The organism is Mycobacterium sp. NGS69 (genome assembly GCF_059812165.1).
In genome coordinates this window covers 288,866-311,794 of record NZ_JCALCD010000005.1, presented here as the reverse complement: position 1 = coordinate 311,794, position 22,929 = coordinate 288,866, and the positions used below count along the sequence as shown (strand labels likewise).

23 protein-coding genes and 2 pseudogenes are annotated in these 22,929 nt (G+C 69.9%); 12 read left to right on the top strand and 13 right to left on the bottom strand.

Annotated elements, in window-relative coordinates:
• Positions 1–2 precede the first annotated feature (2 nt).
• Positions 3–389 (bottom strand): hypothetical protein, encoded by a 387-nt coding sequence (locus tag AC5Y2S_RS17440; protein WP_499957282.1) that lies wholly within the window; start codon positions 387–389, stop codon positions 3–5.
• A gap of 98 nt (positions 390–487) precedes the next feature.
• Between AC5Y2S_RS17440 and AC5Y2S_RS17435 the strand changes: the two genes are divergently transcribed.
• Positions 488–1,867 carry an HNH endonuclease signature motif containing protein gene (locus AC5Y2S_RS17435; protein WP_499957419.1) on the top strand — a complete coding sequence of 460 codons (1,380 nt, stop codon included), beginning with the start codon at positions 488–490 and terminating at the stop codon, positions 1,865–1,867.
• A gap of 10 nt (positions 1,868–1,877) precedes the next feature.
• Here AC5Y2S_RS17435 and AC5Y2S_RS17430 read toward each other — a convergent pair whose 3' ends face one another.
• On the bottom strand, positions 1,878–2,750 hold the full coding sequence (locus AC5Y2S_RS17430; protein ID WP_499957281.1) for an SDR family NAD(P)-dependent oxidoreductase: 873 nt from the start codon (positions 2,748–2,750) through the stop codon (positions 1,878–1,880).
• Positions 2,747–3,349, bottom strand: coding sequence for a TetR/AcrR family transcriptional regulator (locus AC5Y2S_RS17425; RefSeq protein WP_499957280.1), 603 nt, complete (start codon positions 3,347–3,349; stop codon positions 2,747–2,749). The genes AC5Y2S_RS17430 and AC5Y2S_RS17425 overlap by 4 nt, the downstream gene beginning before the upstream one ends.
• Before the next feature lie 74 nt (positions 3,350–3,423).
• Here AC5Y2S_RS17425 and AC5Y2S_RS17420 point away from each other — a divergent pair, with 74 nt between their 5' ends.
• Together AC5Y2S_RS17420 and AC5Y2S_RS17415 are read left to right on the top strand one after the other, a co-directional pair.
• Complete coding sequence (locus AC5Y2S_RS17420) at positions 3,424–4,557, top strand: phosphotransferase family protein (protein WP_499957279.1); 1,134 nt, start codon at positions 3,424–3,426, stop codon at positions 4,555–4,557.
• The gene (locus AC5Y2S_RS17415; protein WP_499957278.1) at positions 4,557–5,672 is read left to right on the top strand and encodes an Rv3169 family protein; all 1,116 of its coding nucleotides are present in this window, start codon (positions 4,557–4,559) and stop codon (positions 5,670–5,672) included. Before AC5Y2S_RS17420 ends, AC5Y2S_RS17415 begins: the two co-directional genes overlap by 1 nt.
• 3 nt (positions 5,673–5,675) lie before the next feature.
• Here the strand turns inward: AC5Y2S_RS17415 and AC5Y2S_RS17410 are convergent, their stop codons facing one another.
• The gene (locus AC5Y2S_RS17410; RefSeq protein WP_499957277.1) at positions 5,676–6,665 is read right to left on the bottom strand and encodes a TIGR03617 family F420-dependent LLM class oxidoreductase; all 990 of its coding nucleotides are present in this window, start codon (positions 6,663–6,665) and stop codon (positions 5,676–5,678) included.
• A gap of 80 nt (positions 6,666–6,745) precedes the next feature.
• Between AC5Y2S_RS17410 and AC5Y2S_RS17405 the strand changes: the two genes are divergently transcribed.
• Positions 6,746–8,092: a flavin monoamine oxidase family protein gene (locus tag AC5Y2S_RS17405; RefSeq protein ID WP_499957276.1), complete on the top strand. Its 1,347-nt coding sequence runs from the start codon at positions 6,746–6,748 to the stop codon at positions 8,090–8,092.
• On the opposite strand, the gene AC5Y2S_RS17400 is transcribed toward AC5Y2S_RS17405, so the two are convergent.
• Positions 8,087–9,034, bottom strand: a complete 948-nt coding sequence (locus AC5Y2S_RS17400) for an alpha/beta fold hydrolase (protein ID WP_499957275.1) — start codon at positions 9,032–9,034, stop codon at positions 8,087–8,089. The genes AC5Y2S_RS17405 and AC5Y2S_RS17400 overlap by 6 nt on opposite strands.
• A gap of 158 nt (positions 9,035–9,192) precedes the next feature.
• Between AC5Y2S_RS17400 and AC5Y2S_RS17395 the strand changes: the two genes are divergently transcribed.
• Positions 9,193–10,548 carry a flavin monoamine oxidase family protein gene (locus tag AC5Y2S_RS17395; RefSeq protein WP_499957274.1) on the top strand — a complete coding sequence of 452 codons (1,356 nt, stop codon included), beginning with the start codon at positions 9,193–9,195 and terminating at the stop codon, positions 10,546–10,548.
• A gap of 7 nt (positions 10,549–10,555) precedes the next feature.
• Here the strand turns inward: AC5Y2S_RS17395 and AC5Y2S_RS17390 are convergent, their stop codons facing one another.
• From AC5Y2S_RS17390 to AC5Y2S_RS17370, 5 genes and pseudogenes are all read right to left on the bottom strand, one after another.
• Complete coding sequence (locus AC5Y2S_RS17390; RefSeq protein ID WP_499957418.1) at positions 10,556–11,632, bottom strand: helix-turn-helix transcriptional regulator; 1,077 nt, start codon at positions 11,630–11,632, stop codon at positions 10,556–10,558.
• On the bottom strand, positions 11,614–12,771 hold the full coding sequence (locus AC5Y2S_RS17385) for a glycosyltransferase (protein ID WP_499957273.1): 1,158 nt from the start codon (positions 12,769–12,771) through the stop codon (positions 11,614–11,616). The genes AC5Y2S_RS17390 and AC5Y2S_RS17385 overlap by 19 nt, the downstream gene beginning before the upstream one ends.
• Positions 12,772–13,019: 248 nt before the next feature.
• A pseudogene (locus tag AC5Y2S_RS17380) lies at positions 13,020–13,173 on the bottom strand (CheR family methyltransferase); the annotation flags it as partial.
• Between the two features lie 42 nt (positions 13,174–13,215).
• Positions 13,216–13,986: an STAS domain-containing protein gene (locus AC5Y2S_RS17375; RefSeq protein ID WP_499957272.1), complete on the bottom strand. Its 771-nt coding sequence runs from the start codon at positions 13,984–13,986 to the stop codon at positions 13,216–13,218.
• A pseudogene (locus tag AC5Y2S_RS17370) lies at positions 13,979–14,314 on the bottom strand (chemotaxis protein CheB); the annotation flags it as partial. The pseudogene AC5Y2S_RS17370 and the gene AC5Y2S_RS17375, both read right to left, overlap by 8 nt.
• A 224-nt stretch (positions 14,315–14,538) precedes the next feature.
• Here AC5Y2S_RS17370 and AC5Y2S_RS17365 point away from each other — a divergent pair.
• Both AC5Y2S_RS17365 and AC5Y2S_RS17360 read left to right on the top strand, forming a co-directional pair.
• Entirely contained in the window at positions 14,539–16,668 is a 2,130-nt protein-coding gene (locus AC5Y2S_RS17365) for a catalase (RefSeq protein ID WP_499957271.1), read from the top strand.
• Positions 16,669–16,688: 20 nt separating this feature from the next.
• On the top strand, positions 16,689–16,946 hold the full coding sequence (locus AC5Y2S_RS17360) for a DUF7218 family protein (protein ID WP_499957270.1): 258 nt from the start codon (positions 16,689–16,691) through the stop codon (positions 16,944–16,946).
• A 123-nt stretch (positions 16,947–17,069) separates the two neighbouring features.
• On the opposite strand, the gene AC5Y2S_RS17355 is transcribed toward AC5Y2S_RS17360, so the two are convergent.
• Positions 17,070–17,639, bottom strand: a complete 570-nt coding sequence (locus AC5Y2S_RS17355; RefSeq protein ID WP_499957269.1) for a nucleotidyltransferase — start codon at positions 17,637–17,639, stop codon at positions 17,070–17,072.
• 153 nt (positions 17,640–17,792) lie between these two features.
• Between AC5Y2S_RS17355 and AC5Y2S_RS17350 the strand changes: the two genes are divergently transcribed.
• From AC5Y2S_RS17350 to AC5Y2S_RS17340, 3 genes are read left to right on the top strand one after another with little or no spacing between them, the layout of a single operon-like run.
• Positions 17,793–18,737: an acyl-CoA dehydrogenase family protein gene (locus AC5Y2S_RS17350; protein WP_499957268.1), complete on the top strand. Its 945-nt coding sequence runs from the start codon at positions 17,793–17,795 to the stop codon at positions 18,735–18,737.
• 10 nt (positions 18,738–18,747) lie between these two features.
• Complete coding sequence (locus tag AC5Y2S_RS17345; RefSeq protein ID WP_499957267.1) at positions 18,748–19,521, top strand: PIG-L deacetylase family protein; 774 nt, start codon at positions 18,748–18,750, stop codon at positions 19,519–19,521.
• Positions 19,522–19,575: 54 nt separating this feature from the next.
• On the top strand, positions 19,576–20,340 hold the full coding sequence (locus tag AC5Y2S_RS17340) for an endonuclease/exonuclease/phosphatase family protein (protein WP_499957266.1): 765 nt from the start codon (positions 19,576–19,578) through the stop codon (positions 20,338–20,340).
• Positions 20,341–20,351: 11 nt separating this feature from the next.
• Here the strand turns inward: AC5Y2S_RS17340 and AC5Y2S_RS17335 are convergent, their stop codons facing one another.
• Entirely contained in the window at positions 20,352–20,639 is a 288-nt protein-coding gene (locus AC5Y2S_RS17335) for a DUF3349 domain-containing protein (RefSeq protein ID WP_499957265.1), read from the bottom strand.
• Positions 20,640–20,740: 101 nt separating this feature from the next.
• The gene (mbp1, locus tag AC5Y2S_RS17330) at positions 20,741–20,977 is read right to left on the bottom strand and encodes a microaggregate-binding protein 1 (RefSeq protein ID WP_499957264.1); all 237 of its coding nucleotides are present in this window, start codon (positions 20,975–20,977) and stop codon (positions 20,741–20,743) included.
• Positions 20,978–21,333: 356 nt separating this feature from the next.
• Here mbp1 and AC5Y2S_RS17325 point away from each other — a divergent pair, with 356 nt between their 5' ends.
• Together AC5Y2S_RS17325 and AC5Y2S_RS17320 are read left to right on the top strand one after the other, a co-directional pair.
• Positions 21,334–21,732: a heme-binding protein gene (locus AC5Y2S_RS17325; protein WP_499957263.1), complete on the top strand. Its 399-nt coding sequence runs from the start codon at positions 21,334–21,336 to the stop codon at positions 21,730–21,732.
• A 110-nt stretch (positions 21,733–21,842) separates the two neighbouring features.
• Positions 21,843–22,898: a DNA topoisomerase IB gene (locus AC5Y2S_RS17320; RefSeq protein WP_499957417.1), complete on the top strand. Its 1,056-nt coding sequence runs from the start codon at positions 21,843–21,845 to the stop codon at positions 22,896–22,898.
• Positions 22,899–22,929 lie beyond the last annotated feature (31 nt).

Below are 22,929 nucleotides of genomic sequence, written 5' to 3'. Positions count from 1 at the left end.
CCCTACGGAGCGCAGTAGGCGCGGGCGGCGGCCAGCTGCTGTCTCGCCTTGGCGAGATCGCTCGCGAGTTGTTCCGGGCTCGCCGGCCGGTAGGGGTCACTGGCGTCGATCTGCGAGGCCAGCATGTCCGACCGAAGCCGGAGGTCGAGCGCCGCCGGACTGCGTAAGCCCTGCAAGGGAGACAGGGCGTTGCGGATCTGGCCCGCCAGATAAGGGGGCGCCCCGGACGGCGAAACCAGGTTGAACACGTTCTCCAGCCGATCGGCCGCCGGCAGGATGACGGCGCAGTCCCCGTCGCCGGCGGCCGCCGTCGGCGCGGCCGTCAGGCACATCGCGGCCGCGGCAACCGCCAGCGGAACACCGAGGATTCGTCGTGAAGGTTCGAGCATTGGCCCTACCTTTATCCACAGTTGCGGTTTTATCCACAGATTGGCCGTCGGCGGGCCTGATTCGCACGTTTGTTCGATAGGTTGGCGACGTGGGTTTCATCGGCGCAGAGGAGGCACAACAGCGGATCAACGCTGCTCTGGACGCCATCGACGCCGCCCACGACGTGTTGCGGGAGACCAGCTCGGATCTGGTCGGCAACGACATTCGGGTGGACGTGGCCGAGCGGCTCGAGACCCAGCAGCGGGTCAACCGGGGGTTGATGTACCGGGCGTTCGGCGAGATCGCCGAGCCCCCCGACGGCGCCGAGTTCCTGCCGGCGGTGCGGGGCCGGTTGTGCGCGCGGCTGCGCCTCACGCCCGGGGAGCTGACGCGCCGGTTCAAACTCGCCGCGCGGATTCGGCCGCGGCGCTCGCTAACCGGGCCCCCGCTGAGCCCACAGCTGGCCGAGGTGGCGGCGGCAGTCGAAGCCGGCGCGTTGGGCGAGGACCACATCCGCGCCATCTGCCACGCCCTCGACGTGCTGCCCGCCGCCACGGCACCGGCCGACGCGGCCGAAGCCGAACGCGTCCTGGTCGAACACGCCACCAAGCTCGACTCCGGGGTGGTGACCCGGCTGGGGCGGCGCATCGCCGACTACCTCAACCCCGACGGGCATTTCACCGACGAAGACCGCGCGCGGCGCCGCTCGCTGCGGCTGGGTCCACAAGGCCCCGACGGCATGTCACGCCTGTCGGGGCTGCTCGATCCCGAGGCCCGCGCCTACTTCGAAGCCATCGAGGCCGCGGTCCGGCCCGGACGCCACCAACCCGACGCCACCCCCACCGAGGAGCGCGACACCCGCTCACCCGCCCAACGCGGCCACGACGCCCTCAAACTCGCCATGCAGACCGCCATCGGCTCCGGCCAGCTCGGCACCCACCGCGGACACCCCGTCACCGTGGTGATCACCACCACCCTGGGCGAACTCAACCAGGCCGCCCACGCCGTGGTCGATCCCGCGATCCCGATGCCACCGCCCGCGCGCACCGGCGCCGGCTCCCGGCTGCCCATGGCCGACCTGATCCGCATGGCCGCCAGAGCGATTCACTACTTGGCCGTCTTCGACGACCACACCAGCCGCCCGCTGTATCTGGGCCGGCAAAAACGCGTCGCCACCGCCGACCAACGCCTCATCTGCTACGCCCGCGACCGCGGCTGCACCCACCCCAACTGCCTCGAGCCGGGCGACCACTGCGAGGTACACCACGCCCCGGACTGGGCGGCCGGTGGGCAAACCGACGCCGACAAACTCTTCTTCGCCTGCGGCCCCCACCACGCCGCGGCCAGCCGCGGCGACCAACAGACAACCGTCACCGACACCGGGCGCCTCGCCTGGACCGACGGCACCGGCCCCCCACAGACCAACCACGCCCACCACCCCGACGAACTGCTCCACAGCGATCCCGACCCACCCGGGTCCGACGAGAGCCAAGAGTGAACCGGCGCCTCTAGCCCAGGGTGAATGGGGAGAAGCTGCCGTCCAGCACGTTCAGGTGACCGATCGTGCGCCCGGTGACCACGGCCGGGTCCACCAGCGCCAGTTCGACTGCCGCGCGCGCGAATTCGTCGGCGGGGGCGGTGTCCACGAATTCGCGGGCGTAGTAGGCCAGGCCAGGCGTGAGGATCGGTTTCGACGGCGATAGCGCGTTCACCGCGATGTTGTGGTCGGCCAGATCGTAGGCCGCGCACTGGGTGAGGTGCTCGAGCGCCGCCTTGGATCCGCCGTAACCGGGCAGGACCCCGCCGCTGCGGTCGGCGTAGGGCCCGTCACCGGGCATCCGCGACGCGACGGAGGTGATGTTGATGATCGAGCCGCCGCCCGCGTCGAACATGTCGGGACACACCAGCTGCATCAGCTCGTAGGCGGCGAACACCGCGATGTCGAAATGCCGGCGAAACGCCTGCAGCGGCGTGCTGACGAACCCCGGCCAGGCGGGCTTGCCGCCACCATCGGCGGCCTTGGGGGGCTTTGCGCGGGGCTCCGCACCGGGCACCGGTGGGCGGCCGGGCGCGGTGAAGGCCGCGTTGTTGACCAGGATCGTGATGGGCCCCAACGCCTCTCGGGCCTCGCCCACCAGCCGGGCGACGTCGTCGCGGTCGGTCAGGTCGGCGCGGATCGGCACGGCCCGGCCGCCCGCCGCCTCGACCTCGGCGACCGTGTCGCCGATGGTCCCGGGCAGGCGGTCGTCCCAGACCTGTTCGGTGCGCCCGGCGACGGCCACCGCCGCGCCCTCCCCCGCGAGGGCCAGCGCGATCGCCCGGCCCAGGCCGCGGCTGCCGCCGGTGACGATCGCGGCCCGGCCCGCCAGTCGCCCCGTCATCCCGTCACCCCGTGCACGACGATGGCGGTCGTCTGCTCCACCCAGGTATCGTCCAGCTTCTCCTCCGGGCGCAGCAACATCCGCAGCATGGTCGCTCCCCCCATCAACTCGATCAACCGGTCGGGGTCCACGTCGGGGTGCGCCTCGCCCCGGTCGATGGCCTCGCGCAGTCGCACCCGCACCGCGGTGAACACGCCGGCGAAGCGCGACATCACCCGTGCGTTGAGGGCGGGATCGGCGGTCATGTCGGCCACCAGGCCGGGCAGCGCCGCGCGCACCACCGGCGTGGTGAACACGTCCCTGGTGGCCTCGATCATCATCCGGACGTCGGCGGCGATGTCGCCGGCCGGGGCCTCCAGGGCGGTGGGCGCCGTCGGGAACGCGGCCTCGTGCACCAGCTCCGCCTTGCTCGACCACCGCCGATACAGCGCCGATTTGGTGGTCCCGGCGCGTTCGGCCACCGCGGCCAGGCTGAGGTTCGAATAGCCGATCTCCACAAGCAGTTCCGCGGTCGCCGACAGGATGGCCGAGTCGATGCGCGGATCCCGGGGCCGCCCGGCGCCCGGGGCCTTGTCAAGGTAGGACGGGTCTGCTTTCATAACGCTACCTACCGTATCGTAATTGCCTCACTGAAGTCTCTAAGAACTGAAGTCTCTAAGAATGGAGGCACCCCATGCCGAACGAACCGGTGCTGGATCAAGTCGACCGACTTCAGCGCTCCAGCCGGGACGTCACCACGCTGCCCGCGGTGATGTCGCAGTGGCTGTCGACCGTGCTACCCGGCGGCGCGAAGCCCCAGGTGACGGTGGAAAGCGGCGTCGACTCGACCGGCATGTCGTCGGAAACCATCATCCTGACCGCGCGCTGGGAGCAGGACGGCGAGCCGATCGAGCAGAAGCTGGTGGCCCGGGTGGCGCCGACCGCCGAGGACGTGCAGGTCTTCCCGACGTATCGGCTCGACCACCAATTCGAGGTGATCCGCGAGGTCGGCGAACTCACCGACGTCCCCGTCCCGCGGGTGCGCTGGCTCGAGCCCACCGGCGACGTCCTGGGCACCCCCTTTTTCGTCATGGATTACGTCGACGGCGAGGTGCCGCCGGACGTCATGCCCTACACCTTCGGCGGCAACTGGTTCGCCGACGCACCCCCCGAACGCCAGCGCGAACTGCAGGACGCCACGGTGGGCGTGCTCGCCAAGCTGCACTCAATCCCGGACGCCCAGAACGTATTTGGGTTCCTCGCCGCAGGGGACGGCGACACCGCGCTGCGCCGGCACTTCAACTGGGTCCGCGGGTGGTACGACTTCGCGGTGCCCGACATCGGCCGATCACCGTTGCTGGAGCGGAGCTTCGCATGGCTGGAGGACAACTGGCCGGAGGAGGCCGCCGCCCGCGAGCCCGTGCTGCTCTGGGGTGACGCACGGGTGGGCAACGTGTTGTACCGCGACTTCGCGCCGGTGGCGGTGCTGGACTGGGAAATGGTGACGCTGGGGCCGCGGGAGCTCGACATCGCCTGGATGATCTACGCGCACATGGTCTTTCAAGAACTCGCCGGCCTGGCGACCCTGCCGGGACTGCCCGGCGTGATGCGCGAGGACGACGTCCGCGCCACCTACCGGCAACTCACCGGTATCGACGTGGGCGACCTGCGCTGGTTTTACGCCTACTCCGGCGTGATGTGGGCATGCGTGTTCATGCGCACCGGCGCGCGCCGGGTGCACTTCGGCGAGACCGATAAACCCGAAGACGTCGAATCGCTTTTCTACCACGCTGGATTGATGAGGCGTTTGATTGGAGAGGACAACTAATGCTTGGCCCGCTCGACGAGTTCCCGGTACATCAGGTTCCCCAGCCGATCGCGTGGGCGGGTTCCTCGGACCGCAACTTCTACGACCGCTCCTACTTCAACGCCCACGACCGCACCGGCAACATCTTCGTGATCAGCGGCATCGGCTACTACCCCAACCTCGGCGTCAAGGACGCGTTCTTCCTCGTCCGGCGCGGCGACACCCAGACGGCGGTGCACCTGTCCGACGCCATCGACCAGGACCGGCTCAACCAGAACGTCAACGGTTATCGCATCGAGGTCATCGAACCGCTGCGCAAGCTGCGGCTGATCCTCGACGAAACCGAGGGCATCGCAGCCGATCTCACGTGGGAGGGCCTGTTCGACGTCGTCCAGGAGCAGCCGCATCTGATGCGGTCGGGCAACCGGGTGACGCTGGACGCCCAGCGATTCGCCCAGCTCGGCAGCTGGAGCGGACGCATCGCCGTCGACGGCGACGAGATCGCCGTCGACCCCGCGACCTGGCTCGGCAGCCGCGACCGGTCCTGGGGCATCCGGCCCATCGGCGAGCCCGAACCGGCGGGCCGGCCCGCCGACCCGCCGTTCGAGGGCATGTGGTGGCTCTACGTGCCGATGGCGTTCGACGAGTTCGCGATCGTGCTGATCATCCAGGAGGAGCCCAACGGCTTCCGCTCGCTCAACGACTGCACGCGGGTGTGGCGCGACGGCCGCGTCGAACAGCTCGGCTGGCCCCGCGTCAAGATCCACTACCGCTCCGGCACCCGCATCCCGACCGGCGCGACCATCGACGCGACCGCCCCCGACGGCACCCCGGTCCACTTCGACGTCGAGTCCAAGTTGCCCGTCCCCATCCACGTCGGCGGCGGCTACGGCGGCGACTCGGACTGGCTGCACGGCATGTGGAAGGGCGAAAAGTTCGTCGAGCGACTGACTTACGACATGACCGACCCGGCCATCATCGGGCGGTCCGGCTTCGGCGTGATCGACCACGTCGGCCGCGCGGTGTGCCGCGACGGTGACGGCGATCCGGTGGAGGGCTGGGGGCTCTACGAGCACGGCGCGCTGGGCCGCCACGACCCGTCGGGCTTCTCCGACTGGTTAACCGTCGCGCCCTAAGCGTCAGCGCAACTCGTCGACGATCTCGGCCAGCGTCTCCACGCCGATCGGTGCCGGCTGGTACAGGCACACGGTGTCGGAAACGCCGGCCACGCGATCCCGGATATGGGCCGCGATCTCCTTCGGCGTCCCGCAGGCGGCGATGGTGTGCAGTATCTCGTCGTCGACGAGCCCGCCCATCTCCTCCCAGCGGCCCTGCTTGGACATCGCGTTGAGTTCGGGCTGCAGGTCCTCCCAGCCGTGCGCGGCCAGCACCGGCCGGTACGCCGGGGTCGACCCGTAGAAGGCCAGCAGCCGCCGGGTGCCCGCGTGATCGGGACCCCCGTCTGAGCCCGAAGAGACGATGATCTCGGGAATGACGGCGAACTCCGCGGGCCGCCGGCCGGCCGCGCGCAGGCCGTCGCGCACCGCGGGCATCGTGTGCTCGTGCAGAAAACGCTTGGAGCCGAACGGCATCACCAGCAGGCCGTCGGCGTGCTCGGCGGTGGCGCGGGTCAGCCGCGGACCCAGCGCGCCGACATAGATCGGCGGCGGACCGAAGGGATTGGGGCCGGGGCTGAACGTCGGCGTCATCAGGGTGTGCCGGTAGTAGTCGCCGCGAAAGTCCAAGCGGCCGCCGGTGTTCCAGGCCTCGAAGATCGCGCGCAGGGCCGCGATCAACTCGGTCATGCGGGCCACCGGGTGCTCGAACTGCGCGCCGAATCGCTTCTCGATCTGCGGACGAACCTGGGTGCCCAGGCCGAGAAAGAACCGCCCCCCGCTCAGCAGCTGGTGATCGTTGGCCTGGTGCGCCAGGTGGATCGGATTGCGCGGAAACGCGATGGCCACATTGGTCATCAGGTCCAGGCCGCCCACCGTGGCCGCCAGCGTCAGCGGGGCGAACACGTCGTGCTGCCCCTCGAAGGTGGCGACACCGCTGGCCCCGGCGTCGCGCAGCGCCCGCGCGCGTTCGGCCGCGTCCGTGGGCCCGTACAACGCCGTAAAGACCTTCATCTGCCCACCTTGAGCGCGTACTTAGACCAGCAATGGAAATTTATCCTACGAAATCGTCAAAATGCTGTTGACTAGACGGCGTGACAAAGCCGCCGCCGGTCGTCGACGTCGTCGTGGTCGGTGCCGGATTTGCCGGGCTGTCCGCGGCGCGCGAGCTGACGCGGCAGGGGCATGATGTTCTGGTCTTCGAGGGCCGGGACCGGGTGGGCGGCCGCTCGTTCACCGGCAGCGTCGCCGGGCTGCCCGCCGACCTGGGCGGCACCTTCGTCGGCCCGACCCAAACCGCCGTCCTAGCGCTGGCGGCCGAGCTCGAGGTGCCGACCACTCCCACCCACCACGACGGCAAGAACGTGATCCACTGGCGCGGCTGGGCCCGCCCCTACCGCGGCACCATCCCGCGCGTGTCGCTGACGGGACTGCTCGACATCGGCCGGCTGCGTTGGCAATTCGAGCGGATCGCCCGCAGCGTCCCGGTGGCGGCGCCCTGGGACGCCCGCCGGGCGCGCGAGCTGGACGGCATGTCGCTGGGCGGGTGGTTGCGCTCGGTGCGCGCGTCGGCGTCCTCGCACGACCTGATGGCCATCGTGGCCCGGGTGACGTGGGGGTGCGAACCGGACGAGGTGTCGATGCTGCACGCCGCGCGCTACGTGCACGCGGCCGGCGGCCTGGACCCGCTGCTCGACGTCGAAAACGGCGCCCAGCAGGACCGTTTCCCCGGCGGCACCCAGCAGATCGCCGAGGCCGCGGCCGCCGAGCTCGGCGCGCGCGTGGTGCTGGGCGCGCCGGTGCGGCGCATCGAGCGGCACGGCGCGGGGGTCACCGTCACGACCGACGCCGGCTCGGCCGAGGCCGGGTTCGTCATCGTCGCGATCCCGCCGGCCCACCGCGCGTCGATCGAGTTCGCTCCCCCGCTGCCCGCGGAATACGAGCAACTCGCCCGGCACTGGCCGCAGGGCCGACTCAGCAAGGCGTACGCGGCCTACGAGACGCCGTTCTGGCGGTCCGACGGGTTTTCCGGGCAGGCGCTGTCCGACACGGGCCCGGTGTTCATCACCTTCGACGTCAGCCCGCACCCCGACGGCCCGGGCATCCTGATGGGATTCGTCGACGCCCGCGCCTTCGACTCGCTGTCCAGCGAGCAGCGCCGCGAACACACGCTGCGTTGCTTCGCGTCGCTGTTCGGCGACGACGCGCTCAAACCCCTCGACTACGTCGACCAGCGTTGGGGCGCAGAGGATTTCGCTCCCGGTGGCCCCACTGCGGCGGTACCGCCGGGCTCGTGGACACGGTTCGGCCCGTTGTTGCGTGCGCCGGTCGGGCCGATTCACTGGGCCGGCACGGAGACGGCGGACGAGTGGACCGGGTTTCTCGACGGCGCCGTGCGGTCCGGGCAGCGGGCGGCCGCCGAGATCGCCGCCCTGCTATGAGCTGATCCGCTGCACCCGCGCGTCGTGGGTCATCCGGCCCACCGATTCCACCAGGGCCCGCAGGTGGCGGTTTACCTCGCGCGGCTGTTCCAGCATCGAGCAGTGGCCGCCGGGCAGCTCGACCAGGCCGACGACGTTGGGCGCGGTGTGCGCGATCCTGCGGGATTGGCCGATCGGTGTGAGGCGGTCGCGCTCGCTGCCGATCACCAAGGTCGGCACCGTCAGCCCGTCCAATTCGAGATGCCGCGACCCCAGCGCGTCGACGAGCATCTTGGCGCAGCCGCCGCGCCCGGCCGGCGAGGTCTGCGCGAACAGCTCGTAGACGACCCGCGCCGCGCCCGGGTCGGCGTCCTTGGCGACCGCCAGCATCGCGACCACATAGCGGCTCGGGATCCGCGCCGCGGCCGGCACGGGAAACCCGCCGAACGCGGTGATCAGACCCCGGGCCGCCAGGACCCGCGCTCCCGATAACCCAGAGAGCTCGCGCGGCACCGACAGCAGCTTCACCTCTCGCACCAGGTCCCCGGTGGTGGTGTTGATCAGCGCGACGGCGTCGGCGCGCCGGCGGACCTTGTCGCGGTAGTGCGCCGACCACGCGGCGATGGCGATGCCGCCCATCGAATGCCCGGCCAGCACCGCGCGCTCGCGCGGCGCCAACGTTGCCTCGAGCACCGAATCCAGGTCTGCCGCAAGGTGTTCGAGGCTGTAGCCGCCGCGCCGGGGCACGCCGCTACGCCCGTGGCCGCGATGATCGAACGCGATGACCCGGTAGTCGGTGGCCAGGTCCGAGATCTGGTGGGCCCAGGCGCGGATCGCGCAGGTGATCCCGTGTGTGAACACAATCGGATAGCCGTCGGGCGGGCCGAACACCTCGGCGTGCAGCGCGGTCCCGTCGGCCGCTCGCACGGTCAGGGTGCGGCTTGGTGGCAGCTCGGCACTCATCGCCGTTCCCCCTTCGAACACGGCCCCATCGCCAGTTCCGGACGTAGGCGAAGTGTAGCCCCGCCTCAACGAGGAACGGGTGAAAACGGCCCATTACACGCGGCGATTTCGGGCACGATCGTGCAACAACTTGTGAGACGCTGACTGCCGTGTACCCGATGTCCCGTCGGGAGTTCTTCGCGGCCACGACCACCCTCGTGGGCGGCGGGCTGGCGGCCGGCTGCGCCTCGGGCCCGCCGCCCGCGCCGGACACCAAGGCGGTGCTCGTCGTGGGCGCCGGCATGGCCGGCCTGTCCGCCGCCCGCAGCCTGGCCGACGCGGGATGGCCCGTGCGCGTCATCGAGGCCCGCGACCGCATTGGCGGGAGGGTGTACACCGACCGGGGCTGGGGCGCGCCGCTGGAGATGGGCGCGTCGTGGATCCATGGCACGACCGACAACCCGCTGATGGAGCTGGCGCAACGGGCACGCGCGCAGCTCGCCACGACCGACTACTACGGGTGGGCGAAGCTGGCCGTCGATCCGCGGCTCCCGCCGCTCGCCTACGACCCCCACACGTGGCGCACCTTCGTGAAACGGGCGCGCGGCCGCGTCGACGACGGGAGCCTCGGTGCCGCCGTCGACGCCGCGGCGACCCGCGCCGAACTCGCCGATTCCGAGCGCGCCCAATTGGCCTTCTACCTCACCTCCGAGATCGAGAACGAGTACGCCGCCGGCGTGGATCAACTGTCCGCCAAGACCTTTGACCGCGGCGAGTACGCCGATGGCGACCAGGACGTGATCACCAACGGCTACGACGCCCTGCCCCGGCTGCTCGCCGAGGGTCTGCCGATCCAGCTCAAGACGCCGGTCACCGCGATCGCGCGCCGCGACAGCTCCGTCGTGGTGCGGGCCGGCGACCGATCGTTCGAGGGTCCCGCCGCGATCGTCACCGTTCCCGTGGGGGTGCTCAAATCCGGCGCGATCGCCTTCGACCCGCCACTCCCGGACGAACATCGAAAAGCCGTGCAGGCGCTGGGCTTCGGCGTGCTGTCCAAGAGCTACTTTCGCTTCCCCCGGCGCACGTGGGACGTGGAGAACGCCTTCTACCAGTACATCGGCAGCCAGCCGGGCGCGCGGTCACAACTCTGGTCACAATGGTTCACGTTGCCGAGCGAGGCGGGCCCAATCGTGTTGGCGTTCAACGCCGGTGAGCGTGGCCGGTGGGCGGAGTCGGCCGCGCCGGGCGACCTGATCGCGAGCGCGCTGCCCATCGCGCGCCAGCTGTTCGGCGGCGCCGGCGCCGTCGACGTGCGAACGTCGAACTGGACGGTGGACCCCTACGCGCTCGGTTCGTACTCGTTTCACGCGCCCGGTTCCGGCCTGGCCGACCGGCGCCGGCTGGCCGAGCCGATCGGCGACCGGCTCTACCTGGCGGGTGAGGCCGTCGGCGTCAACAATCCGGCCACCGTCACCGGCGCCATGGCCAGTGGCCGATACGCCGCGGGCCAAGTCATGCACCGGCTGAGCGGGTGAAACGCCGCTACCTCGCCTGTTTGAGCGTGGCGTGGGGGCTCTGGCCATAGGTCTGCCGATACAGCACCGCGAACCGGCCGGTGTGCGCGAAGCCCCAACGCTGGGCGACTTCGGTGACGGTGGTGCCGGCACGCTCACCGGCGAGCAGATCCTGGTGCGCGCGATGCAGCCGGACGCGACGCATGTACTCGGTGGGAGTGGTGTCGAGATGACGCCGGAACAGGTATTGGACCGCCCTGGGTGTCAGGTGCACGGCCGCGGCGATGTCGTTGATGCTCACGTCGCCGGCGGCGTGCCGGTGGATGAAGGCCAACACTTCCTTCAGCGTTGCGGGCAGCGACGGGTCACCCGCCGGGTCCTGCTCGGTCACGTCGGAGGGGTAGCACTCGAGCAGCGCGCCGGCCAGCAGCGGTGCCATCGCCGCCACGATCATCGGCTGCTGGGCGGTGTCCGGCGCGGCCAGCGCGGCGGTCACGTATTCGAGTGCCCGATGCCACGCGCGCACGGCGGCCCGCGACCGTGGGCGCCAGTTGAGGAACCGGATGCGTTGCGACAGCGGCGCGTTCCAGTCCATGGTGATCTTGTGCAACGCGTCGGGCGCGATGGTCACCACATCGAAACGCGCGCCGTTCACCTGCATCGCACACGACATGCCGTGGGCGACCAGGACGGGGCAGTCGACGTTCGGGAACAGTCCACCCGTCACGGTCAACGATCCGGCCCGGGGCTGAATCACAAGAACGGTATCGGCGGGCGGGATTTCGAAGGTGGCCGGCCCGTGAATCAGCACTTCGTCGATCGTCAGCGAATCCGCCCCGCAACGCCGATGGGTGACGGCCGATCGGGTCGTGAGGCCGCCGACGCGCCAGCCCGGCCTGTACGCGCCGGCAAAGTAACGGCGCATCGCGTCGGGCTGGGCGGTGCGGAATTGCTGGTACGGGATCGCCGCCGCACTCTGGGGCGGCGCCGGGTCGCGCGCGACGGCGAGCCGCAGGTCGACCTGGATCTCGTCGGGTTCGCCCGCTATACCGACGGCGCCGGGCGCCGCGCCGTCGACGGTGGTCGTCACGGTCCGGCGGCCGATCGCCTCACCGACGCCCCCTGGCCCGCGAGTGCGACGGGAGCCGAAGTTTGCGTGACAAGTTGTCGATAGATGTTGAGCGCGTCGAGCCCGATCCTGTCCCAGGAGAAGCGGGATACCGCGCGGCTTCTTCCCGCCGCGCCCATGCTGTCGCACTGAAAGCTTTGGGCCAGAAGGCTTCTCAACGCCGCGGCCACCGCGGCGGGGCTGCGTCGCGACACCACCAGACCCGTGACGCCGTCCACCACCGCGTCGGTCAGGACACCGACCGGCAGCGCGACGACGGCCACCCCGCTGGCCATGGCCTGCAGTACCGGCGTCGCCCGCGGTGGCACTCGGGGTGTGCACGCAACCACGTCGGCGGATCGCAGCAGCGCTGGCATTTCATCGTCGCCGACCGTGCCCGCGAAGCGGACCCGGTCGGCGACGCCCGATTCGGCGGCGAAACGTTGCAGCTGGGCCCGCGCCCGGTCGTGGCCGGGCTCGCTCGCGGCGGTCTCGGCGATGACGAGCTCCGCGCCGACCACCTTGGGCAGTGCCCGAATGGCGACGTCGAACCCGTTGCTCGACAACGGATTCGGCGCCACAGAAACAATGCGGCGACTGGCATGGCGGGCGGCCGCGGGGCCGACCGGGCCGTATCGCTCGACGTCGACGCCGCCGCACAGGATGGAGACTCGAGCCCGTCCGTGCCGCAACCGGGCCAGCACGTCGGCGTCGGCGCTGCATTCACCCGTCGCCCACGCCGCACCGCGCGCCAGCAACGGCTCGATGCGTTCTCGTTCACGCCAATGGTGCGGGGTGGCGGCACCGCTGGTGCGTGACGTCACCGCCAAGCCCCGGAAGCTCTGCACCGTGGGTATCCGCAGCCGTCGTACGGCCAGCTGGGCGGCCAATCCGCCCAGCCAGCCGTACGCGTGCACAACCTCCGGGCGGTCCGCGGTCCACAGGCGCTCGAGCGCGGCCGCCCATTCTCCGACATACGGCAGCACTTCGCGGGCGGGGGCCGCGCCGAGGCCGAGGACGCCGCGCTGGCCTCTGACATAGGGCGTCGCCTGATGCCCCCGGGCCTCAAGAGCGGCGCAAAGTTGCTGAGGGTCATCGCCGACGATGTCGTCACCCGTGACGATTGCGATCTTCACCAAGGCGGCTCCCCTGGAAATCGGGCTACATCGGCCAAAGAGTCCTACCCGGAACGACAGAAACGAAACGCCACCTTCGCCCCCTTCGTCCGGTGTCCCATGTTGCGCACAGCGGATCGCCCGCGGGTGAACACCAGGGGCATGACGTCCGACGAGCAGCGTCCCTGCGGGCGGAATTTTCCGCCGCCGTCGTCGTGCAGCAGCACCTCGGCGGCCTGAGCAGCGTGCTGCCGACGATCCAGGACGTCGTACTCCTCGAAGGAAACAGATCCGGTTTGATCCATCCGGTGCCGGACGCGCCGCATCAGAGACGAGCGCTTATAGCCGGTGAAATCGAACCCCCGCGCGCCGCGCATATAGCGCAGCAAGGCCTCGAGAGGCCTCGTCGGTCGTGCTGTCCATCAATGTCGCATTCACAAGAGCATCGCTGAAGGACCTTGAACATTACTCGGAGCGATGGAAGAGATTCTCGCGCCCGACCATCGCCCACACCGTCTTCCCCGACGAGGTCGGGGTGGTGCCCCACGCCCGGCACAGTGCGGACACGATGGCGAGGCCGGACACGATTTCGGCACCGCGATCGGGGTCTTCGTGCCGACCCGGCAAGCGGTCGCTGCGATCCTCCACGGCGACGGTGACGGTATTCCGATAGCTTTCGACAATCAGCACCGGCGCGCTATCCGTGTGATCGAGGACGTTTTCGACGAAGACGGTCGCCACGGTCGACGCGACCGGAATCAGCTCACGCGCGTCCCAACGGGTGAGCCACTCGTTGACCATCGTGCGGGCCATACCGACGCCCATCCTCGTGGCGGGAAGTTTGGCGCGCGACCGGCGCCGGACGCACAACGACTGGCAGCGAACGGCGTCCAGCGCTTCCCGCCGGCTGGGATGCACCGGAACGTACCGGGTCACGCCGACGCCGGCGATCGCCCGGCGCACCTGAGGCCGCGTGCACACCAGCAGAATCGGCACGTCCGGCCAGACGCTGACGTGCCACCGGGCGCTGGTTAACACCGTCCAGGCCGAGGAGGACGGGACGGATAGCCCGTCGACATCGACGATGACCGCGGGCGGCTCGTCGAGCGCGGCCTTGATCACGGTGTCACGCACGGTCCGGTACGTGGAGCTGTCCAGCACCCCATCCATCACCAGGATCGGCACTTCGTGCTCGGGTGCCGCGTCGACACGGATCGTCGACCGCGGCTCAGCCACCGGAATCACCGCGATGAGGAGCGTGGGCCGCCCGCCGTTCGCCAAGCACGCCCAGCGCCCGTTCGCTTTCGTCGGCCAGGGCGCCGCAGTGCCGGGAAAGCGGGCCCGGGCCGGCTTTTTCGGCCAATCGCCGGGCCAGTTTGGCCTTCTCCCGCAGACTGCGCAGCGCGACCCAGAGCGCACCCTCGAGTTCCTGGTCGGGCGCGGCCAGCAGGGCGTCGGCCAGCCAGGCGTGACCGACGTGGCAGCGGAAGTGGCCCTCGCTGATCGAGATCAGCGCGCCGTTGCAGTCCGGGCAGGTGTAACCCGATGGGGCACCCAGGTCCTGCGGGTACGGCAAATCGGCCGACAGGCCGGCGGCCAGGCGCGAAAGGGCTTCGATTCCCCCGGACGAGGCGCCGACCGCGACCACTCCGTGCAACTCGTCGCCACCACTGGTCGCGTCAATCACCACCCTCGACTACCCCCCACCACGGTACGTAACCGCGCAGGCGGTTGGTAGATGCTTCGTCGCACCGGTTTACGACGGAGGAGCGGTGGTAATCGAACGCCATGGGAACCGACCACGCATCAGATCCGAAGCAGCGCGCACTCGATCCGTCGCGAGTCCGCCGCGACACCGGCTACCTGACCACCCAGCAGGGCGTCCGAGTCGACCACACCGACGACTCCCTGACCGCCGGCGAGCGGGGACCCACGCTGCTGGAGGACTTTCACGCCCGAGAAAAGATCACCCACTTCGACCACGAGCGAATTCCGGAGCGCGTCGTTCACGCGCGCGGCGCCGGCGCGTACGGGTTTTTCGAACCGTATGACGACTGGCTGGCCGAATACACCGCGGCGAAATTCCTGACCACGCCGGGCGCCCGGACCCCGGTGTTCGTGCGGTTCTCCACGGTGGCGGGATCGCGCGGCTCGGCCGACACCGTGCGCGACGTGCGCGGCTTTGCCACGAAGTTCTACACCGAGCAGGGCAATTACGACTTGGTGGGCAACAACTTTCCGGTCTTCTTCATCCAGGACGGCATCAAGTTCCCCGACTTCGTCCACGCGGTGAAACCCGAGCCGCACAACGAGATTCCGCAGGCGGCGTCCGCGCACGACACGCTGTGGGACTTCGTCTCGCTGCAGCCCGAGACGCTGCACACCATCATGTGGCTGATGTCGGATCGCGCGCTGCCGCGCAGCTACCGCATGATGCAGGGGTTCGGGGTGCACACCTTCCGGCTGGTAAACGCCGGCGGTGAGGGAACTTTCGTGAAGTTCCACTGGAAGCCCCGCCTCGGTGTGCACTCACTGATCTGGGACGAATGCCAGAAGATCGCCGGCAAGGACCCCGATTACAACCGCCGCGATCTGTGGGAGGCCATCGAGGCGGGCCAATACCCCGAGTGGGAACTCGGGGTGCAGCTCATCGCCGAGGCCGACGAGTTCAACTTCGATTTCGATCTCCTCGACGCCACGAAACTGATTCCCGAGGAACGGGTTCCGGTCCGGCCCGTGGGCAAGATGGTGCTCAACCGCAACCCCGACAACTTCTTCGCCGAAACGGAGCAGGTGGCATTTCACACGGCCAACGTGGTGCCGGGGATCGACTTCACCAACGACCCGCTGCTGCAGTTCCGCAACTTCTCCTACCTCGACACCCAGCTGATCCGCCTGGGCGGCCCCAACTTTGCGCAGCTGCCGGTCAACCGGCCGGTGGCCGACGTCCGCAACAACCAGCAGGACGGCTACTCCCAGCACGCCATCCCGCAGGGGCGGTCCAGCTACTACAAGAACACCCTCGGCAGCGGATGCCCCGCGCTGGCGAATGACGGCGTGTTCCGCCACTACACCCAGCACATCGACGGCGCCGCGATGCGTAAGCGCGCCAAGTCCTTCGAGAATCACTACAGCCAGGCGCGGATGTTCTGGAAGAGCATGTCGGCGGTCGAGGCCGAACACATCGTCGCCGCGTTCACCTTCGAACTGGGCAAGGTGGAAGTGCCCGACATCCGTTCGGCCGTGGTCGCCCAACTGGGTCGCGTCGACCACGGGCTGGCCACCCGGGTGGCGGCGAAGCTGGGGCTGCCCGCGCCGCCCGACGAGGCGGTCGACGGCGAGGTGGCCTCGTCACCGGCGCTGTCCCAGATCGGCGCTTCCAATGCCGGGGACACCATCGAGTCGCGCAAGATCGCCGTGCTGGCCGCCGACGGCGTGGATGTCGTTGGAACGCAACGCTTCAAGGAGCTGATGGCCCAGCGCGGCGCGATGGTCGAGGTCCTGGCCCCCGTCGCCGGCGGCACCCTGCGCGGCGGGTCCGGTGGGGAACTCCCCGTCGACCGGGCGTTCACGACGATGGCGTCGGTCCTCTACGACGCGGTGGTGGTGGCGTGCGGGCCGGATTCGGTGGCCACGCTGTCGGGCGACGGCTACGCCGTGCACTTCGTGGTCGAGGCCTACAAGCACCTGAAACCGATCGGCGCGTACGGCGCGGGCATCCGCCTGCTGCGCGCCGCGAACATCGACGCGCGGCTGGCCTCCGACAGCGACGCGGCCACCGACGTAATCACCGACCGCTCCGTCGTGACCACGACCGCGGCCGCCGACGACTTCCCCGACCAATTCGCCGAGGAATTCGCCGCAGCGCTGGCCCGCCACCGCTGCTGGGAGCGCCAGACCGACCCGGTGCCGGCATAACCGAGACAGGAGGATGAGCGATGCCACGGTCGTCGATCAAGAACGAGAAGATGTATCAGGAGCTGCGCAAAAAGGGCGATTCCAAAGAAAAAGCCGCACGGATCTCCAATGCGGCCGCGAGCCGGGGCAAGTCGTCGGTCGCCCGCAAGGGCGGCAAGTCCGGGTCCTATGCCGACTGGACGGTTCCGCAGTTGCGGAAGAAGGCCAAAGAGCTTGGCATGTCGGGCTATTCGAGCCTGACCAAGGACAAGCTGGTCGCCAAGCTGCGCAACCACTAACGGGCGGCGCGTGGGCCTTCGGACATTGCGTGTGAATTGTGGGCCTTGCGTGTGAACCCTGGGCGGAAAACTCGCCGGAATCCCGCCCGGAGCGCCCACCGAAAACCGCCACACTCAAAGCGACTAGCTGGTGAGCCCGAGCCGGTCGGCCAGCACCAGAAACGCTGCCGCGTAATCGTTGTCGGTGGCCCGCTCCCTGATGCGGTCCCAGTCCAGCCGTTCGCGGACCGCCCGCACCGGCGGCAGCAGCTTGGCGAAGTCGCAGTGATGTTCGTTCAGCGAGCGCAGCTTCTGGATGACGACCATGGTCGGCGGCAGCACCGGCATCGCGATAGCCAACACGTCGCGCTGTTCGGCGCAGTCCAGCGTGGCCGGCTCCACCCGCTCGCCGTTGATTCGGTGCAGGACGTCGACGACGGTATCGCCCGTGCGCGCCTTGAACAGCCAGTCCTCCGGGGGGTGTTCGACGGTGAATCCGGCGCCGGCGAGGGTGGCCTCGGCGCTCGCCACGTCGGTCTCGGCCACGACCAGATCGACGTCGTGGCTGGGTTCGGGCGCACCGAAGGCCCACAACGCATACGTGCCCGCCAACGCGAAGCGCGGCCCGTTCTCCTTGAGCGCTGACGCCGCGCCGCGCAACGCCTCCCGCAGTTGGCTGCAGGACACATCCGCGGGGGTCGGGGTGTGCGTCATCGTGCATAGGTGATACCCCGCCCGTCGGCCGGGCAACCTGTCCGGAATTCGCGTGACATCGTTCGTCCCCCGTTTAAGCGGCCGTCACACTGGCAAGTCTTGTGTTATGTCAGCCCCAGTGTTCCGCGGTAGTTCGGCGGCGGGGGCTTGCGCGTGACGGCGGGGTTGGTGAAGCACTGGCTGGAGACGGGACGGCTCGAGCTGCCGTTGCCCGCCTCCGGGCGAACCGCCGAACGGTGGCAACGCCTGGCCCGGCTGGCCGAGGAGGACATCGTGGCGGCGCGGATCGCCGAGGCGCACGCCGACGCCGTCGCGATCCTGCACGAGCTGGGCGGCAAGCCACCCGATTCCGATCAGCTGTGGGGCGTGTGGGCGGCCGAGTCGTCCGACGACGCGCTGATCGCCACCAGGATCCGCGGCGGCGCGATCATCCTCAACGGGACCAAGGTGTGGTGCTCGGGCGCCGGGTTCTGCACCCACGCGCTGGTGACCGCCCGGCTCGACGACGGACGATGCGGGCTGTTCGCGGTGCCGGTCACCGAACCCGCCGTCAAGGCGCTGCCGACCACCTGGTGGAACGTCGGGATGGCCGGCAGCGACACCCGGGCGGTGCAGTTCACCAACGCGCACGCCGTCGCCGTGGGTGACCCCGACGACTATCTGACGCGGTCCGGGCTATGGCACGGCGCCATCGGCGTCGCCGCATGCTGGCTCGGCGGGGCGCGCCGGGTTGCCGAGCCGTTATACCGCTGCGCCACAAGCGAATCGGCGGACGCCTACTCACTGGCGCACCTCGGGGCCGTGGACGCCGCGCTGGCCGCCGGCGACGCCATCCTGACCACGGCGGCGGCGCACATCGACTCCGATCCGTTCGACCGGTCCAACACCGCACAGCTGCTGGCCCGGCGCGCCCGCACGGTGGTGGAACACGCCGTCGACGAGGCCATCACACGCACCGGCCGCGCACTGGGGCCGGGGCCGCTGTGTCAGGACGGGCGGCACGCCCAGCGCGTCGCCGACCTGACCATCTACATCCGGCAGAGCCACGCCGAGCGGGACCTGGCCGAGCTCGGGCGCCTCGCCGGGCGACGATCATGAAAACCGGGCCATGAAAACCCTGCGGGCAAGCAATTGCGCCAAATTCGAGGCCAAGCCGCTGACCCGCGGCGGCACCCCGGTGCCGATGTGGCTGGCCGCCCTCGATTCCGAGCCGCTGCCCGCGCTGGACCTGAGCGCGTGTCCCGGGTTGGTCGTCGTCGCGGCCCACCCCGACGACGAGACGCTGGGACTCGGCGCGGCCTGCGCCCAACTGGTCGCCTCGGGCGTCGACGTGCAGGTGGTCTCGGTCACCGACGGCGGCGCGACCCGGCCGGGCGCGACGGCGCGCGAGCGCACGCGCTGGGAGATCACCCGCAGGTATGAACTTTGCCGGGCGGCAAGCATTTTGGGGATCCCGAAGCCGGTATCGCTGGGGCTGCCCGACGGGCGGCTGGGCGAGCGCGAGGGCGAAGTCGCCGACCTCCTCGCGGGCATCCTCGACGCCGCCGCGCCCGGGACGTGGTGCGCCGCCACCTGGCGCGGCGACGGGCACCCCGACCACGAAGCCGTGGGGCGCGCGGCCATCGAGGCGTGCCGGCGCACGGGCGCCGCGTTGCTGGAATATCCGGTGTGGATGTGGCACTGGGCCAGCCCGGCCGACCCCACGGTGCCCTGGCACCGCGCCCAGTCGGTGCGCGTGCCCGGTCGCGCGCTTGCCCGTAAACGCCTCGCCGCCCACTGTTTTCGCAGCCAGCTCGAGCCGGCCGCGGCCGGGGCGGCGCCGGCCGTCCCGCCGTTCGTGCTGCAACGGCTGCTCGCGGTGGGCGAGGTGGTGTTCCGGTAACGGCGGCCAGCCGCGATTGGTGAGCGCACTCCGGGAGTGGGTATCGAAAAGGGTATGCGCGTAGCGACCTTCAACATCCTGCACGGCCGCACCGTCGGAAACGGGGTGGATCCAGCGCGGCTGCGGGACTGCGTGCGCCGCCTGGATCCCGACATCCTCGGGTTGCAGGAGGTGGACTGCGAACAACCGCGATCCGACCGCGCCGACCTCACCGCGGTCGCGGCCGAAGCCATGGGGGCCGTGGAGCACCGGTTCGTGGCCGCGATCTCCGGCACGCCCGGCGCGACCTGGATGGCGGCCACCGGCCGCGAACAACCCGGCACGGCGGCCTACGGGATCGCGCTGCTGTCCCGCTTCCCGGTGGCCAGTTGGCAGGTGGTGCGGCTGCCGCGGATTCCCATGCGGTTTCCCATGTATCTGCCCGGACCGAACCGGGTGATGGTCGTCGACGAGGAGCCGCGCGCGGCGGTGATCGCGCAGCTGCACACGCCGTGGGGCGGGCTCACGGTGGCCAACACGCATCTGTCCTTCGTGCCCGGCTGGAATCGCCGCCAGCTGCGCCGGCTGGTCAGCGACCTGCACGGCTTTCCGGGCCCGCGGCTGCTCACCGGCGACCTCAACATGACGCCCCAGGCGGTGCGCCGCTGGTCCGGCATGCGGCCCCTGGCGGTGGCCGCAACCTTTCCCGCGCAAACCCCCAACCGCCAGCTCGACCACATCCTGACCGACGACCCCGGCCTGCGCGGCGGCGCCGTGCGCGCCGACGTGATGCCGATCTCCGATCACCGGCCGCTGGTGGTCGACCTGGAACACGCGTAACGCGGCGAGGCTTACCCGCCGGCCCATCCCATCCTGTCGAGCCGCCGGTGGACCCGATCGATGTCGTCGGGTGAGGGCAGCTCGTCGGTGACCCCGAGGATCTCCACCCCGACGTCGGCGTCGGCGATCGACCGGCGCTCGCGCCCAGCGAGGGTGGTCGCGATCGTAATGACCTCGTCGTCACACATTCGGCGCGGCAACAGCGCCAGCACCGGCGCGTAGCCGAAGCGCGGCGCGCCGCTCGGGTAACCGGCGCGCAGAAACGCGATGATGCTCGACACCGTGTCGCGCAAGACCATCTCTCACCTCCCGCCGGTTCTTGCCAGGAATAACCCGGCGTGCCGGTTTGAAACAACACGGGCCCGGTCCGACTGCCGGACCGGGCCCCAGTGGAATCGGCCTACTGGTTTTCCTTCTGGCGCTCTTCGGCGGCCTTCGCGCCGGCGCGCGCCGATTCGGCTTCGGCTTCCTTCTTGCCCGCGTCGCGTTGGGCGTCGGCCTTGTCCTGCTGCGCCTGGCCCTCTTCGACCAGGTCGTCACGACCGGTGACGGTCCCGCCGACCTCCTTGACCTTGCCCTTGACCCCTTCAACGGTGCCCCGCACGGCCTCTTGCGGTCCGCTCTTGTGATCGCCCATGGCTCGAACGGCACTCCCCCGGCGCGGCTGAGGGCGCGCGATCTCTCCCCCACCAGTCGTTAGTCCTGGCCGCGAAACGAACACTTCGCCCCACGCCGGGTCACGGTTGCGTCACGATCGGCGTCACGATTGCTTAAGAACCGGCTGCGTTCTCTAAGAATTCTCAACATTGCCGCGCAAATTTGTTTGCTCGCATAGCGAAATTGGGGCTGGTGAGGCGAACGAGCCCTGGGTGGTTCGTGGTGCCTCATTTCCGGCGAACCCCACCATTTTTAGCTTCCGCTACTTTGGTTTTCGAGGATCGGGAGCCTCTCTGAAAGAAATCAATTGATCAATTTCGAAGGACAACACTGATCATGAAAAACAGCAGTATCGTCGCGCGCCGGAAAGTTGCCGGCATCAGCGCCGGCTTCCTGCTCGGGGGATTGACCGTGGGCGTCATCGGCGCCGCGTCGGCGGCCGCAGCACCCGACTGCAGCCCCGCCGGCGTGAACGCCACCGTGTCGTCGGCGCAGGGCGCGGCGCAGCAGTACCTGGCCGCTCACCCGGACGCCAACCAGGTGGTCACGGCCGCCTACGGCCAGCCGCGCCCGGAAGCCGCGTCGAACCTGCGCGGCTACTTCACCGCGCACCCGCAGCAGTACTACGACCTGCGTGGCATCCTGGCACCGATCGGCGACACGGAACGGCAGTGCAACGTCACGGCCCTGCCGCCGTTCCTGGAGTCGGCCTACCAGGAGTTCATGGCCGGCTGATCCCGCCCAGAGACGACCCGCCACAACGCCGTGGCGGGTCGTTTCGCGTGTCCGGCCGGCGGGTACTGAGCGGGTAATTGTGCAGTCAGCCAATGCGACTGGAGGCAACGATGCGGCTGCGTCGCAGCGATCCGGGCAAGCCGGGGATCGCACGCAAGCGCCGGGGCAAGGGCTTCGCGTACTACGACCCCGAGGGCAACCTGCTGTCCGATCCGGACACCGCGGCGCGCATCAAGGACCTCGTCATCCCGCCCGCCTGGAAGAAGGTGTGGATTTCGCCCGATCCGAAGGGCCACATCCAGGCCGTCGGCACCGACGCGGCCGGGCGGCGCCAGTACCTCTATCACACCGCCTGGCAGCAGGAGCGCGCCGAGGAAAAGTTCGACCGCGTGCTGGAGCTGTCGGTGCAGCTGCCGATGTGGCGGGCGCGCATCGCGAAAGACCTGGCGCGGCGCGGCTTGACGCGCGAGCGCGTGCTGGCGGTCGCGCTGCGCCTGCTCGACCGCGGCTACTTTCGCGCCGGCGGTGAGCAGTACGCCGAGGAGCACGAGTCCTACGGACTGGCCACCCTGTTGTGCAGCCACGTGACGGTGCGCCGCGACGCGGTCGAATTCGACTTTCCGGCCAAGAGCGGGGTGCGGCGCACGGTGGAGATCCAGGATGCCGAGATCGTTCGCGCGGTGCGCGCCCTGATCCGGCGCCCGCAGCGCACCGACCGACTGCTGGTGTGCCGTAGCGGATCCGGGTGGGTCGACATCCGCTCCGAGGACCTCAATGCCCGCTTCAAGGAGATGGTGGGCGAGGAGTACACGGTCAAGGACCTGCGCACGTGGCACGGCACGGTACTGGCGGCGGCCGCGTTCGCGGAGGCCGACCCGCCCGTGTCACAGCGGGTGGTCAAGCGCGTCGAGACCGCCGTGATGAAGGAGGTCGCCGAGGAACTCGGCAACACCCCGGCGGTGGCTCGCGGATCCTACGTGGACCCGCGCGTCGTCAGCGGTTACGAGCAGGGGCTGACAATCGAAGCGGCGGTGCGTCGCGCCGAACGCCTCCGCCGACCCGAGGCCAAGCAAGAAACGCTGGAGAAGGCGACCCGCCTGCTCATTCGCCGAGTCGCCAAGGACCACAGCGCATCCGGCGCGTCCCCACTGCCCAGGAGCGCGTGAACCGACGACGCGGGTGAGCGCACGTTTGACC